Below are 14,686 nucleotides of genomic sequence, written 5' to 3'. Positions count from 1 at the left end.
GTACTGAGCTTGCCGCGCCGCTCTCGAGATCGTGATCTGGCCGGTCTCGAGCGGCTCGCGCAAGGCCTCCAACGCTGCCCGTGGAAACTCTGGGAGCTCGTCGAGGAAGAGCACCCCGCCGTGGGCCAGCGAAATCTCACCGGGCCGCGGTGGCGAGCCGCCGCCGACGAGGGCGACCGCGCTGGCGCTGTGGTGCGGGTTGCGTACCGGCCGGACACGCCACTGCGCCGGCTCGAAGCCTCGCACCGAGATGCTGTGCAGGGCCGCGGTCGACAAAGCCTCGTCGTCGCTCATCGGCGGCAGCAAACCCGCCAGCCGCTGCGCCAGCATGGACTTGCCGGTGCCCGGCGGACCGACCAAAAGCACGCTGTGGCTCCCGGCGGCTGCGATCTCCAACGCGCGCTTCGCGGCCGACTGGCCCTTGACGTCGCGCAAGTCGGTCAGCGCCGCGACGCTGACATCGGGCTCTGCACGCGCACGGGGCAGCTCCGGTCGGATGGCATCGCCCTCGCCCACCGGCTGCAGCGCCTCGACCACATCGGCCAGGTGCCGCGCGGCGCGAATGTCCAGCCCGTCGACCCGCGCCGCCTCGGCTGCACTGGCCAGCGGCAGCACCAGCGTCGGGCGCGGTGTCGCCTCTCGCGCCGCCAAGGCCAGCGCCAACGCGCCACGCACTGGTCGCAACTCGCCGGCTAGGGACAGCTCGCCAGCGAATTCGACACCCACCAGCCGCCGCACATCGACCAGCCCCTGCGCCGCCAGGATGCCCAGCGCGATCGGCAGGTCGAAACGGCCAGATTCTTTCGGCAGGTCGGCCGGCGCCAGGTTGACGGTGATCCTTTTGTTGTGCGGGAAGGCGAAGCCACTTTCGGCGAGCGCGGCACGCACCCGTTCGCGAGCCTCCTTGACCTCGGTGTCGGCCAGCCCGACCAGCGTGAAGCTGGGCAGGCCATTGGCCAGATGAACCTCGACCCGGACTTCGGGCGCCGCGAGCCCATCCAGGGCGCGGCTGGCGACAACGGCCAACGACATGCAAACAACCTCCCTCGACGAGGGCGCCGGTGCATCGCCAGTTCGCCCCCAATGTCCCCGGGATTGTGCGCAGGCGCGCTGGAAATGCCTTTCCCCCGCTTGGGGGAGCCCGCAACGCACCCGCTTGGTGCTCATTCGATCGAACGATCGCCTTTGGTGCGTCCTCGATCACTGTCGATGCACCGCTGTGCATCGTTTCCGCTTGTGACTGCGCTGTCGGGCCCGCAGGCACGGAAGCTGCAATCAAACCGGCGGGAGTCCATTTGCATTGAGGAGTGCGCGAATGACGAGAAACAAGAGCCTGGGCCTGCTGGCCACCACCCTGGCGGCCGCGCTGTTGGCGCCTGCCGCGGCACAAGCTGCCGATACGTCGTTGACCTTCAACATCGGCGCGGTCAGCGACTACCGCTACCGGGGCATCTCGCAGACCCGGCTGCAGCCGGCGCTGCAAGGCGGCATCGACCTGGGTCTGGCCAACGGCCTGTACCTCGGCACCTGGGCCTCGACGATCAAGTGGATCGACGACGCCGGCGGCAACGCCGATATCGAGATCGACCTGTACGGCGGCTGGAAGGGCGAGATTGCGAAGAACCTGACGCTGGACGTCGGTGCGTTGACCTACCAGTACCCCGGTAACGACTTGCACCCGAGCGCCAACACGACCGAACTCTACGCAGCGCTGAGCTACGCGATGTTCACGCTGAAGTATTCGCACAGCCTGACCAACCTGTTCGGCTTTGCCGACAGCAAGGGCAGCGGCTACGTCGACCTGTCGGCGTCGTTCGACGTCGGCGCCGGCTGGACGCTGGCTCCGCACATCGGCCACCAAACGGTGCGGCACCTCGGCGACGCCAGCTACACCGATTACTCGCTGGCGATCAGCAAGGACTTCAACGGCCTGGTGCCCAGCCTGGCCGTGGTCGATACCGACACCGACGTCTACGTCGGGCCCAACGGCAAGGACCTCGGCAAGGCCGGTGTCGTGCTGGGCGTCAAGTACAACTTCTGAAGCCCTAACCTAGGAGCAAACAACCATGAAGATGGTGACCGCCGTCGTCAAGCCGTTCAAGCTGGACGAAGTGCGTGAGGCCCTGAGCGCCATTGGCGTCCAGGGCATCACGGTGACCGAAGTCAAGGGCTTCGGTCGTCAAAAAGGCCATACCGAGCTGTACCGCGGCGCGGAGTACGTCGTCGACTTCCTGCCGAAGGTGAAGATCGAAGCGGCGATCGACGACGCGCTCGTCGACCGCGTGATCGAGGCCATCGAGGCCTCGGCCCGCACCGGCAAGATCGGCGACGGCAAGATCTTCGTTTCTGCCTTGGAGCAGGTCGTGCGCATCCGGACCGGCGAGACCGGCAAGGACGCCCTCTAACTACATCCGAGACAAACCGCACCATGAGAAAACTTCTTGCCTCCCTCGCCCTGGGCCTCGCGGCCCTGGGCTTCGCCGGGGTATCGCTGGCGCAGGACGGCGCCGCCTCGGCGCCGGCGGCCACCACCACCGCCCCCGCGGCGGAAGCTGCGGCCTCGGGCGCTGCGGCCGCAGCCGCGCCGGCTGATGCCGCTTCGGCCGCCGCCGCACCGGCTCCTGTGCCGAACAAGGGCGACACCGCCTGGATGATGGTCTCCACCCTGCTGGTCATCATGATGACCGTGCCTGGCCTGGCGCTGTTCTACGGCGGCCTGGTGCGCAGCAAGAACATGCTGTCGGTGCTGATGCAGGTGATGGTCACCTTCTCGATGATCGTCGTGCTGTGGGTCATCTACGGCTACAGCCTGGCGTTCACCGAGGGCAACCCGTTCATCGGCGGCTTCGACAGGCTGTTCATGAAGGGCATCTGGGACAACGTCGCCGGCACCTTCGCCAATGGCGCCACGTTCAGCAAGGGCGTCTACATCCCCGAGATCGTCTTCGCCGCGTTCCAGGCCACCTTCGCCGGCATCACCTGCGCGCTGATCGTCGGCTCCTTCGCCGAGCGCATCAAGTTCTCGGCGGTGCTGCTGTTCATGGCGCTGTGGTTCACCTTCAGCTATGCGCCGATCGCCCACATGGTCTGGTTCTGGACCGGCCCGGATGCGTTCAAGACCGCGGCTGACGTGGGCCCCGAAACCGCCAAGGCCGGCTACATCTGGCAAATGGGCGCGCTGGACTTCGCCGGCGGCACCGTGGTGCACATCAACGCCGCGGTCGCCGGCCTGGTCGGCGCCTTCATGGTCGGCAAGCGCATCGGCTACGGCAAAGAGTCGATGGCGCCGCACAGCCTGACGCTGACGATGGTCGGCTCGGCGCTGCTGTGGGTGGGCTGGTTCGGCTTCAACGCCGGTTCAGCGCTGGAAGCCAACGGCTTTGCCGCCCTGGCCTTCATGAACACCTTTGTCGCCACGGCGGCCGCGGTGCTGGCCTGGTCGATCGGTGAAGCGCTGCACAAGGGCAAGGCCTCGATGCTGGGTGCCGCTTCTGGCGCAGTCGCCGGCCTGGTCGCCATCACCCCGGCGGCCGGCAACGTCGGTGTCGGTGGCGCGCTGGTCATCGGTATCGTCGCCGGCTTCGCCTGCCTGTGGGGCGTGACTGGCCTGAAGAAGCTGCTGGGCGCCGACGACACGCTGGACGTGTTCGGCGTGCACGGCGTCGGCGGCATCCTGGGTGCCCTGCTGACGGGCGTCTTCAACTCGCCGAACCTGGGCGGCCCGAGCTCGGTGGCCGACTGGACGACCGTCGCGATGCTCGCGCCGGACGCCTACTCGATCGCGGCCCAGGTCTGGATCCAGCTGAAGGCGGTGCTGATCACCGTCGTCTGGTCGGGCGTGGTCTCGCTGGTCGCCTACAAGATCGTCGACCTGGTCATCGGCCTGCGCGTGCCGGAAGACGAAGAGCGCGAAGGCCTGGACATCACCTCGCACGGCGAGACGGCCTACAACAAGTAAGCCGACATCCCGTTCCCACCAAGGGCTGCCTGCGGGCAGCCCTTTTTCATGGACCTGGGCGGAGTTGCAAATCAAGCCTGGCAACCCCATCTGCCAAAATCGACTTTCCATCTGCATTGCTGTCGCCATGGTCCCGCACCTCGTCACCGCGCTCACCGGCCCCATCAACGAGCTGGAGCAGCGCATCCTGGAGTCGATGCCGGCGATCGAGCGCTGGTTCCGGCTCGAATGGATGGAGCACACGCCGCCGTTCTACAGCTCGGTGGACATCCGCAATGCCGGCTTCAAGCTGGCGCCAGTCGACACCGACCTGTTCCCGGGCGGCTTCAACAACCTGACGCCCGACATGCTGCCGTTGGCGGTGCAGGCGGCGATGGCGGCGATCGAGAAGATCTGCCCCGAGGCCAAGAACCTGCTGCTGGTGCCCGAGCCGCACCTGCTGGGCAAGAAGTTCTACCTGATGAACCTGCAGCGGCTGACGCAGATCTTCTCGCTGGCCGGGCTGAACGTGCGCCTGGGCACGCTGGACGAGCGGCTGAACGAGCCCGGCACGCTGGACCTGCCTGACGGCAGCCACCTCGAGCTGGAACCACTGCTGCGTAGCAAGCGCCGGCTCGGCCTGAAGAACTTCGACCCCTGCACGATCCTGCTCAACACCGACCTCTCGGCGGGCGTGCCCAAGGTGCTGGACAACCTGCACGAGCAGTACCTGCTGCCGCCGCTGCACGCCGGCTGGGGCCTGCGCCGCAAGAGCCGCCACTTCCAGGCCTACGAGGAGGTGGCCAAGAAGTTCGCCAAGCTGCTGGGCATGGACCCGTGGCTGATCAACCCGATGCACGCCCAGTGCGGCCAGGTCGATTGGCAGCAACCGCAAGGGCTGGACTGTGTGCAGAGCAACGTCGATGCGGTGTTGACCAAGATCCGCCGCAAGCACAAGGAATACGGCATCAACGAGAAGCCCTTCGTCGTCGTCAAGGCCGACAACGGCCCCAGCGGCCTGGGGCTGATGACCGTGCGCGATGCGAAAGAGCTGGACGACCCCGGCTTCCGCGCCCGCCACAGCTCGATCACCGGTGGCCAGCCGACCGGCGAGGTGATCATCCAGGAAGGCGTGCCAACCTACGAGCGCATGAACGACGCAGTGGCCGAGCCGGTGGTCTACATGATCGACCGTTATGTCGTCGGCGGCTTCTACCGCATCCACGCCGACCGCGGGATCGACCAGAACCTCAACGCACCCGGCGCGAGCTTCGTGCCGCTGGCCTTCGCCGAAAGCCACCACCTGCCCAAGCCGGGTGAGAAGCCCGGCGCCAGCGCGCCGAACCGCTTCTACATGTACGGCGTGATCGGCCGGCTGGCGATGCTGGCCGCGGCCTACGAACTGGAAGCCACCGACCCGAACGCCGAGGTCTACGAGTAAGGCAAGGGCCGGGGCTGTTGGCCTGCGCAACATCTGCGCAGGCAAACTGGGTTTGCCCTTTCAACCTCGGCTCTAGATCTGCACCCGTGTGCCCAGCTCGACCACCGTGTTGTCGGGCAGCCGGAAGTACTCGGCGGCGCTGCGCGCGTTGCGCGTCATCGCGGCGAAGACGCGCTCGCGCCAGCTGGCCATGCCGGTGCCGGGGGTCGACACCACCGTCTCACGGCTGAGAAAGAAGCTGGTCTCGAAGGCCGACACATGCAGGCCTTGCTTCTCGGCCAGCGCCAGCGCCTGCGGCACATCGGGCGTGTCCATGAAGCCGAAATGCAGGCCGACGCGCCAGAAGGCATTGCCCAGGTCTTGCACCGAGACCCGTTCTTCGGCCGGCACCCAGGGCACCTCTTCGTAGTGCACCGTCAGGATCAGGTTGCGGTCGTGCAGCACCTGGTAGTGCTTCAGGTTGTGCAGCAAGGCCTGCGGCACCATCTCGGGGTTGGCGACCGGGTAGACGGCCGTGCGGCCGCTGCGCTGCAGGTCGGACAGGTCCAGGCTGGCGATGAACGGCGCCAGCGCCAGGCCGTCGCTCTCGATGCTGTCCATCACCAGCGCGCGGCCACGCGCCCAGGTGCTCATCAGGCCGAAGATCAGCAAGCCCAGTGCGAGCGGGAACCAGCCGCCGTCGAACAGCTTGACGGTGCAACTCGCCACCAGCAGCAGGTCCAGCGTCAGGAACAGCGCCGTCGCGCCCCAAGCCAGCGGCGCCGGCAGGCGCCAGCCCTCGCGCACGACGAAGAAGGTCAGCACCGTCGTGATCAGCATCGTCAGCGTCACCGCCATCCCGTAGGCGCCGCCCAGCGCCGTCGAGCTGCCGAAGCCCAGCACTGCACCGATCACGCCCACCAGCAGCACCCAGTTGACCGCCGGCATGTAGATCTGGCCCATTTCACGCGCCGACGTGAAACGGATCGTCATGCGCGGCAGGAAGCCAAGCTGGATCGCCTGGCGCGTCATCGAATACGCCCCGGAAATCACCGCTTGCGAAGCAATGACCGCGGCCAGCGTGGCCAGGCCCACTGCAGGCAACACCCAGGCCGAAGGGAACAGGCGGAAGAAGGGGTTCTCCAGTGCCGTCGGGTCACCCATCAGCAGCGCGCCCTGGCCGAGGTAGTTCAGTGCCAGCGACGGCAGCACCAGCGTGCCCCAGGCCAGCTGGATCGGCAGTCGCCCGAAGTGCCCCATGTCGGCATACAGCGCTTCGGCACCAGTCAGCGCGAGCACCACCGCGCCCACCAGCGCAAAGACCTGCCAACCGCTGCTGCGCAGGAAGGCCAGGGCGCGCAGCGGGTTCAGCGCGGCCAGGATGGCCGGATGCTCGATGATGTGCAGGATGCCTGTGATCGCCAGCACGACGAACCACAGCACGATCACTGGCCCGAAGGCGCGGCCCACCGCCGCGGTGCCCAGGCGCTGTACGACAAACAGCCCGACCAGCACCGTGATCGACAGGGGCAGCACCCAGGCTTTCAGGTCGTCGGCGACGATCTCCAGCCCTTCCATCGCGCCCAGCACCGAGATCGCCGGGGTGATCACGCTGTCGCCATAAAACAGCGTCGCGCCGAAGACGCCGAGCGTCAGCAGCACCAGGCGCAACCGCGGCTTGTGCGCCACCGCGTGCGTGGCGAGGGCGGTGAGCGCCAATGCGCCCCCTTCGCCGCGGTTGTCGGCCCGCAGGATCAGCACCACGTACTTCAACGTGACGATCAGCATCAGGGCCCAGAAGATCAGCGAGACCGCACCGATCAGGTTGTCGGCGGTCAGCGCGATGCCGGTGGCCGGCGAGAAGATTTCCTTGACCGTGTACAGCGGGCTGGTGCCGATGTCACCGTAGACGACACCGATCGCGCCCAGCGTCAAGGCGCCCAGCGACGAACGTTGCAGGCCACTGGCGGACTGGGGCGCCAAGGCGGTGGTGGAGCTCATGTGCATTCCCTGGTTGATCTGGCCGCGATGGTCGCGAGCCGGGCATCAGGAACGCATAAAGATATGTAAAGCGGCGGGGCCGCCGGGCACCATGAACGGCGGCTCAGGCCGCCGGCTCCGACAGTCGGTAACCCACACCCGGCTCGGTCAGCAGCCGGCGCGGGTCGGCCGGGTCGGCTTCGAGCTTGGCGCGCAGCTGGCCCATGTACAGCCGCAGGTAATGGGTGTGCTCGGTGAACTCTTCGCCCCAGACGTCGGCCAGCAGCTGGCGGTGCGTCACCACTTGGCCGGCGCTGCGCACCAGCCGGGCCAGCAGCTTGAACTCGGTCGGCGTCAGGTGGACCGGCTCGTCGCGCAGGCTGACGCGGTGCGCCGCCAGGTCGACCACCAGCGCATCGGCTTCGTAGTGGGTCAGCGCCGGCTTGAGCGCTGTGCCGCGGTGGCGCAGCGCCACGCGCAGGCGCGCCAGCAGCTCGCCGATGCTGAACGGTTTGACCAGGTAGTCGTCGGCGCCGGCGTCGAGCAGGCGGATCTTCTGCCCGTCGGCCTGGCGCGCCGAGATCACCAGCACGGGCACCGCGTCGCGCTTGCGCAGCGTGGCCAGCAGCGTTTCACCATCGCCGTCGGGCAGGCCCAGGTCCAGCAGCACCAGGTCTGGCGCCGGCCGCGCATGCGTCCACAACGCCAGGCCTTCGCTCAGGCTGGCGGCCGTGCTGACTTCATAGCCCTCGAGCGCCAGCCCGTCGCGCAGCGTCRTGCGCAGGTCACGGTCGTCTTCGACCAGCAGAACTCGAATCACGAACCCTCCTCCTGCGGCACCGGCAGCACCGGCAACCACAGCTCGAAGCTGCTGCCGCCATGGGCCCGCGGCCGCAACTTCAACTCACCCCCATGGGCCCGGGCGATCGCGCGGCAGACGGCCAAGCCGACRCCGGCGCCGCGCGCCGCGGTGGCGCCGTCGCCGCGCTGAAAGACCTCGAAGACCTTGCTGCGTTCGGCCGGTGCGATGCCGGCGCCGCGGTCGCGCACCGCGAGCACGACCTGCGCGTCGCCAGTCTCGCCCGGCAAGGGGTTCTGCTGGCGCACCACCAGCTCGACCGGGCCGTCGCTGTATTTCATGGCGTTGTCGATCAGGTTGTCCAACAGCTGCGACAGCAGCATCGCATCGCAGCGCAACAGCGGCAAGCCGGGCTCCAGGCGCGCACGCAGCCGCCGTTCGCCCTGGTGCCGCCGCGCATGGGCCAGCGCCGTGCCGACGATCTCTTCGGCCGACTCCCAGTCGAGCCGCAGCATCACCCCTGGCGCATCGAGCCTGGCCAGCTGCAGCGTGTTGTCGGTCATGCGGCTCAACTGTTCGACTTCGTCGACGATCTGTGCGGCCAAGCGCTCGCGCTGGGTTGACGACAGGCGGTCGCCCTGCGATTGCAGTGACGACGCAGCGCCGAGGATCACCGCCAGTGGCGTGCGGTAGTCATGCGAGATCGAAGCCAGCAGCGCGTTGCGCACCCCTTGCGTCTGCGCCAGCGCATGGGCCGATTCGGTCTGTCGCGCCAGCACAGCGCGTTGCAGCGCCACACCGATCAAGTCACACAGCGCCTGCGCGCGGGCTCGCGTGCCATCGGCCGCGTGCTCGGGTTCGGCCAGCCGCACCAGCGCGGCACCGTAGCTGGCGCCCCGCGAACGCAGCGGCAGGTACCAGGCCGGCTGCTCGCCGTGGCGGCCGGTGCCCGGCCCGAAAGCCTGCGACTGGCGCAGGCACAACCACAGGCCAGCGCGCTCGTCGGCGTCCAGCGTGCCGTGTTGCCAAGCCGCGTCGGCCTGGTCGGCCTGCGGCAGTTCGTCGCGCAACAGCATCAGCGCGGCCGGTGCCCCGCCCAGCTCGGACAGGGCCTGCGCCACCGGCTCGGCCTGTTGCATTGGATCGGCGCTGTCGCGCAACGCCTCGCCCACGGCCTGCAGCCGCGCGGCCCAGCGTGCAGCGTCGCGCGCCGTCGCGGCCTGCGCGCGCAAGCGCGACACCAGCCCGGCGATCAACCAGCTGACGATCAGCATCGCCATCAACAGCACCGCATGCCGCTCGAGGTCGACAGCCAAGCTGCCACGCGGCGGCACGAAGCCCCAGTTGAAGCTCAGCGTGCAGGCCAGTGCAAAGGCAAAAGCCGCCGGCGCCGACAGCCAGATGCTGGCCATCACCGACGCGATGACGAACAGCATCGCCTGGTTCGCCAGGTCCACATGGTGGTCCAGCACGGTCGCGCCAGCCCAGGCGGCCAACCACAACACCAGTGCGGCGGCAGAGCCGAGCAGGCGGCGCTTCAGGCCGACGCGCGGCACCGGCGTCAACACGGTCTGCAGGCCGCGCTGCCAACCCGAGCGGCCCGACGTCAAGGCGTTCATGCCCACGAGGCTAACCGGTGTTGCGTCAGGATGGCATCAGGGCCGGCTCCGCGCTCACTCGGCTGCTGACGCGGCCGCAGCCCCCTTGGCAGCCAGCTCGGCCCGGATGCGCTTCAGGCGTTCCTTCGGGTCTTCGCCGCTGCCCGCCTGGTTCAGCTTCATTTCGGCGATGAAACGGCTCGGGATGCCGGCGATCGTGTCGCGGCCCTTCTTGCGCCGGCGCAGCGTGCTGACGACCAGCGTCTTCTGCGCCCGCGTGATGCCCACGTACATCAGCCGCCGCTCTTCCTGCAGCCGCTCGAGCGTCATTTCCTCGTCGTCGGTCTTGAACGGCAGCAGCCCTTCATTGACACCGGCCAGGATCACGTGCGGCCACTCCAGCCCCTTGCTCGCATGCAGCGTCGACAGCACGACCTGGTCTTGCTCATCGCCACGTTCGGCCAGGCTCAAGATGACGCTGATCGTCTGCGCCACGTCGAGCACGCTCTTGCGCTCGCTCTCGAAGGTGCCGCCTTCCTGGGTGATTTCGCCACCGCAGCGCTTGGCCACCCAGTCGACGAAGTCCAGCACGTTGCTCCAGCGCGAGGCGGCGAGCTTTTCGCTGTCTTCGCTGTCGTACAGGTGCTTCTCGTAGTCGATGTCCTTCAGCCAGCTCAGCATCAGCGCCTTCGCGTCTTCCGCGCCGGTCGTCGTGCGCGCCTTGTGCTCGAGGTCGTTCACATAACGGCCGAATTCATGCAGCGAGCCGATCGCCTTGGCCGGCAAGGCAGCAGGCAGGCTCTCGGCGAACAGCGCCTCGAACATGCTGGTCTTCCACTTGTGCGAGAACTCGCCCAGCTTGCCAATCGTCGTGTGGCCAATGCCGCGCTTGGGCGTGGTCACCGCGCGCAAGAAGGCCGGGTCGTCGTCCTGGTTCACCAGCAGGCGCAGCCAGGCGCACAGGTCCTTGATCTCGGCCTTGTCGAAGAAACTCTGGCCACCCGAGACCTTGTACGGGATCTGCGCCGCGCGCAGCTTCTGCTCGAAGGCGCGGGCCAGGTGGTTGGCGCGGTACAGGATCGCGAAGTCGGCGAACTTGATGCGCGCATCGTTGCCGCGCAGGGCCTGGATGCGCGCGACCGCCCGGTCGGCCTCGTGCTCTTCACCGTCGCATTCGGCCACCCGCACCGGCTCGCCGTCGCCGAGGTCGCTCCAGAGCTTCTTGGCGAAGATCTTCGGGTTGCCGGCGATCACCTCGTTGGCCGCGCGCAGGATCGCGCTGGTCGAGCGGTAGTTCTGCTCCAGCGGGATCACCTTCAGGCTGGGGAACTCCTGCGGCAGCTTCTTCAGATTCTCGATCGTCGCGCCGCGCCAGCCGTAAATGCTCTGGTCATCGTCGCCCACGGCGGTGAACATGCCGCGCTTGAACTCGTCCGGGTGGTTGACCAGACCCTTGAGCAGGTCGTACTGCACCGCGTTGGTATCCTGGTACTCGTCGACCAGCACATGGCCGAACTGGTTCAGCCACTTGGTCTGAGCTTCGGGGCAGGTCGTGACCAGCTTCAGCGGCAGGCTGATCAGGTCGTCGAAGTCGACCGCCTGGTAGGCCGCGAGCCGCTCTTCATACAGCGCCATCACCCGGGCGGCGACACGCTCGTCGTCGTTCTGTGCAGCCGCTGCCGCACCGTCGCTGTTCAGGCCCTGGTTCTTCCACAGGCTGATCGTCCACTGCCAGCGCTTGGCCATCGCGTTGTCGGTGCAGGCGCCCGCATCGCGGATCACGCCCAGCACATCGTCGGCATCAAGGATCGAGAAGTTCGGCTTCAGGCCCAGTTGCTCGCCGTCTTCGCGCAGCATGCGCACCCCCAGGCTATGGAAGGTGCTGATCGCCAGGTCCTTCGCCGCCTTAGGTCCGACCAGCGCCTTGGCCCGCTCGCGCATTTCGAGCGCGGCCTTGTTGGTGAAGGTGATTGCGGCGATCTGTTTCGGCGCCAACCCCACCTGAAGCAGGCGGGCGATCTTGTGCGTGATCACCCGCGTCTTGCCGGAGCCGGCGCCGGCCAACACCAGGCAAGGCCCACGCAGGTAATGGACGGCCTCCATCTGGGCCGGGTTCATGGAAGCAGCAGCGTTCAAGAAAGGGCCTGGGTCAGAGCTTGTGGGTGGAAAGGAGGAGGCTCGTCTCGGTGTGAGCGATGCCCTCGATCAAGCGGATGCGGCTCAGCACGCGATCGAAAGCTTCGAGGCTATCGGCACGCAATTCGGCCACGATGTCCCAGCGGCCGTTGGTGGTGTGCAGCGTCTGCACCGCCGGGTCGCCGCGCAGCGCGCGGATCACCGCGTCAGCCGCATTGCCCTCGACCGCGATCGTCATCAGCGCGGCGATACGGTTGGCCTCGGTCTGCGGCTTCAGCCGTACGGTGTAGCCGACGATGGTGCCGTTGGCTTCGAGCCGGGCGATGCGGTTCTGTACCGTACCACGCGCCACTCGCAAGGTCTTGGCCAGCGAGGCCACCGAGGCGCGCGCATCGGCGCGCAAGAGGCTGAGCAGCTGTTGGTCGACGTCGTCCATGGGATTTGAGCAAAACGCCAGCCGATTCTAGCGTTTTGAGCAATCGGCCTTACAGATTGCACAGTTTGCTGCCTTCTTGTTGGCTGCGGTCCTGCCGAAAATCCAGTCAAGGCAATGCACGGGGGCCGCGCGCATTGCTGTTGGTACTCACTGACATCAGTGAAACACCCATTCGAGACACCCCGGCCCAACTAACCGCAAGACGAGAGTCCCATGGTCGACTACATCGGCATCGCCGACATCCAACGCCTGGTCCRACACATCGGAGCCGGCGCCTTCATCGAACGCCTCGCCGGCGAAATCGAGGCCGATTACCGGCGCTGGGCCCTCTTCGAGAAGTCCGCCCGCCTGGCCAGCCACTCCGACGTCGGCGTCATCGAACTGATGCCCACCAGCGACGGCGCGCTGTACTCCTTCAAATACGTCAACGGCCACCCGAAGAACACCTCGGAAGGCCTGCTCACCGTCACCGCCTTTGGCGTTCTGGCCGATGTCAACACCGGCTACCCGGTGCTGCTGTCGGAACTGACGGTCACCACCGCCTTGCGCACCGCCGCCATGTCGGCACTGGCCGCCAAGTGGATGGCCCGCCCGGACAGCCGTGTGATGGCGCTGATCGGCAATGGCGCCCAAAGCGAGTTCCAGGCGATCGCCTTCCACCGCATGCTGGGCATCCGTGAGCTGCGCCTGTACGACGTGGACGGCCAAGCCAGCGCCAAGCTGGAGCGCAACCTGCGTGCGCTGCCTGAGCTGTCCAACCTGACGATCGTGCGTTGTGAGTCGACCGCCGAGGCCACCGAAGGCGCCGACATCATCACCACCGTCACCGCCGACAAGCGCAACGCGACCATCCTCGAGCCGTCGATGATCCGCCCCGGCGTGCACATCAACGGTGTCGGCGGCGACTGCCCCGGCAAGACCGAGCTGCACCGCGACATCCTGCTGCGCGCCGACGCCCGCGTGATCGTCGAGTACGAGCCGCAATCGCGCATCGAAGGCGAGATCCAGCAACTGCCGGCCGACTTCCCGGTCACCGAGTTCGCCGACATCGTCGCCTCCGGCCACAGCGCCCGCCAGAGCGGCGACCAAGTCACGATCTTCGACTCGGTCGGTTTCGCGCTGGAAGACTTCTCGGCCCTGCGTTTCCTGCACCTGCTGCTGGGTGAACAGAAGGAAGCTTCGCGCCAGATCGACCTGGTGCCGCGCCTGGACGACCCGAAGGACCTGTTCGGCGGTGTGCTGGGTGGCACGCCCGCTCGCGCCAAGCTGCGTCGCGTGGCCTGAGCGTTTCAACGCTGTCGTAAAAGAGCCCGGGCATGCCCGGGCTTTGTTGTTTCAGAGGACGCCGATCATTCGGTCAGGCAACGCAGCTTGGTCGCCTTCAGCACGCGCTGACCCTCGACAGTCGTCAGCTCGCCGACCACCTCGACCAGCACGCCTACGCCCAAGTCGCTCGCCGAGCCGTGGATGAAGGTCGCCGCAGAGGCGTCGATGCGCTGCGGCCCGATCTTGAAGTTGGACAGCGACTTGAACTCGCTGATGCCACCGGCCACACGTGGCTTGTAGGCGTCTTCGGTGATCAGCTCGATCCAGGTCGCGGCGACTGTCCGTGTCGAGGCGATGAACTTGCCCTTGGCCAGCACCATCACGCCATTGGCCAGGTCGGCACGGCTGCCGCCTTCGAACACCGTGTCGTCGTTGAAGCTGACCGCCATGCCCGGCAGCTTGAAGTGGCCGCCGCCCACGGTGCTGAGGTCCGAGATGCGGCCACCGACGACCGCGGCAGTCTTGGCCAGGTCGGGCAGGAAGTCGACCCGGCTGACCCAGACGATGCCGTCGTTGTCGGCCACGCCCGTCACCTGCACCCGCTTGCCATTGGCCAAGGTGTCACGCGTGCCGTCGACAAACTCCACGCCGTCGGCCAGCTTCAGCGTCACGCCGAGGAACTCAAAGCTGCCGGCGTTGGCTTTGTACTCACGCACCTCGCCCATCAGCTTGACCGTCTGCGCCGCGGGCGGCGCCTTGAACGTGACCGTCTTGGCCTTCAGCACCTCGCCTTTGACGATGCCGGTGATGACCACCCGCGCGCCATTGCCCAGGTCCGCCGCGACTCCGTCGACGAAAGTGGCGCCGCTGGCATCCACCCACTGGCCCTGGACCTTGAACTTGGCGCCCGAGACCCAGTCGCCGATCGTGCCTTCCAGCGTCTTCGGCACTTCCACCACCGGCGCCGGTTTGATGATCGTCATGGAGGTGGCTTTCAGCGTGCCCTCGACCACCGCACCTTCCATGCTGACGATCGCACCAAGACCGACACTGCCGCTGCCCGACACCCGAGCCTGGCTGGCATCGACCTTGATACCCGAGACGGTGAAGTTGG

The 14,686-nt window shown here is 67.3% G+C and carries 12 protein-coding genes; 5 read left to right on the top strand and 7 right to left on the bottom strand.

The genetic code is table 11. The annotated features are described in order from the left end of the window. Nucleotides 1–1,032, bottom strand: a 1,032-nt coding sequence (locus tag AC1DYI_RS13430; protein ID WP_477204619.1) for a YifB family Mg chelatase-like AAA ATPase, incomplete at its 3' end; no start/stop codon positions are given. 283 nt (nt 1,033–1,315) lie between these two features. Here AC1DYI_RS13430 and AC1DYI_RS13425 point away from each other — a divergent pair. From AC1DYI_RS13425 to gshA, 4 genes are all read left to right on the top strand, one after another. Next, nucleotides 1,316–2,041, top strand: a complete 726-nt coding sequence (locus AC1DYI_RS13425; RefSeq protein ID WP_477204618.1) for a TorF family putative porin — start codon at nt 1,316–1,318, stop codon at nt 2,039–2,041. Between the two features lie 25 nt (nt 2,042–2,066). Then, nucleotides 2,067–2,405, top strand: a complete 339-nt coding sequence (locus AC1DYI_RS13420; protein ID WP_477204617.1) for a P-II family nitrogen regulator — start codon at nt 2,067–2,069, stop codon at nt 2,403–2,405. Between the two features lie 23 nt (nt 2,406–2,428). Next, on the top strand, nt 2,429–3,958 hold the full coding sequence (locus AC1DYI_RS13415; RefSeq protein ID WP_477204616.1) for an ammonium transporter: 1,530 nt from the start codon (nt 2,429–2,431) through the stop codon (nt 3,956–3,958). 127 nt (nt 3,959–4,085) lie between these two features. Then, a complete protein-coding gene (gshA, locus tag AC1DYI_RS13410) occupies nt 4,086–5,378 on the top strand; it encodes a glutamate--cysteine ligase (protein WP_477204615.1) in 1,293 nt (430 codons plus the stop codon). Between the two features lie 72 nt (nt 5,379–5,450). On the opposite strand, the gene AC1DYI_RS13405 is transcribed toward gshA, so the two are convergent. The 5 genes from AC1DYI_RS13405 to AC1DYI_RS13385 all read right to left on the bottom strand — a co-directional run bounded on the left by AC1DYI_RS13405 (nt 5,451) and on the right by AC1DYI_RS13385 (nt 12,306). Then, entirely contained in the window at nt 5,451–7,358 is a 1,908-nt protein-coding gene (locus AC1DYI_RS13405) for a potassium transporter Kup (RefSeq protein ID WP_477204614.1), read from the bottom strand. 103 nt (nt 7,359–7,461) lie between these two features. Next, nucleotides 7,462–8,157 (bottom strand): response regulator, encoded by a 696-nt coding sequence (locus AC1DYI_RS13400; protein ID WP_477204613.1) that lies wholly within the window; start codon nt 8,155–8,157, stop codon nt 7,462–7,464. Next, the gene (locus AC1DYI_RS13395) at nt 8,154–9,755 is read right to left on the bottom strand and encodes a sensor histidine kinase (RefSeq protein ID WP_477204612.1); all 1,602 of its coding nucleotides are present in this window, start codon (nt 9,753–9,755) and stop codon (nt 8,154–8,156) included. The genes AC1DYI_RS13400 and AC1DYI_RS13395 overlap by 4 nt, the downstream gene beginning before the upstream one ends. Nucleotides 9,756–9,809: 54 nt before the next feature. Beyond that, on the bottom strand, nt 9,810–11,852 hold the full coding sequence (locus tag AC1DYI_RS13390) for a UvrD-helicase domain-containing protein (protein WP_477204611.1): 2,043 nt from the start codon (nt 11,850–11,852) through the stop codon (nt 9,810–9,812). A 31-nt stretch (nt 11,853–11,883) separates the two neighbouring features. Next, nucleotides 11,884–12,306 (bottom strand): Lrp/AsnC family transcriptional regulator, encoded by a 423-nt coding sequence (locus tag AC1DYI_RS13385; protein ID WP_329723934.1) that lies wholly within the window; start codon nt 12,304–12,306, stop codon nt 11,884–11,886. Nucleotides 12,307–12,519: 213 nt separating this feature from the next. On the opposite strand from AC1DYI_RS13385, the gene AC1DYI_RS13380 reads away from it, so the two are divergent. Then, nucleotides 12,520–13,590, top strand: coding sequence for an ornithine cyclodeaminase (locus tag AC1DYI_RS13380; RefSeq protein WP_477204610.1), 1,071 nt, complete (start codon nt 12,520–12,522; stop codon nt 13,588–13,590). A 65-nt stretch (nt 13,591–13,655) separates the two neighbouring features. Here the strand turns inward: AC1DYI_RS13380 and AC1DYI_RS13375 are convergent. After that, on the bottom strand, nt 13,656–14,686 hold a 1,031-nt coding region (locus tag AC1DYI_RS13375), incomplete at its 5' end, for a DUF5666 domain-containing protein (RefSeq protein ID WP_477204609.1).

The organism is Ideonella sp. P3_A4, assembly GCF_056403075.1.
Note: the sequence above shows the minus strand (reverse complement) of the source record. Positions and strands in the feature narration are given on the sequence as shown.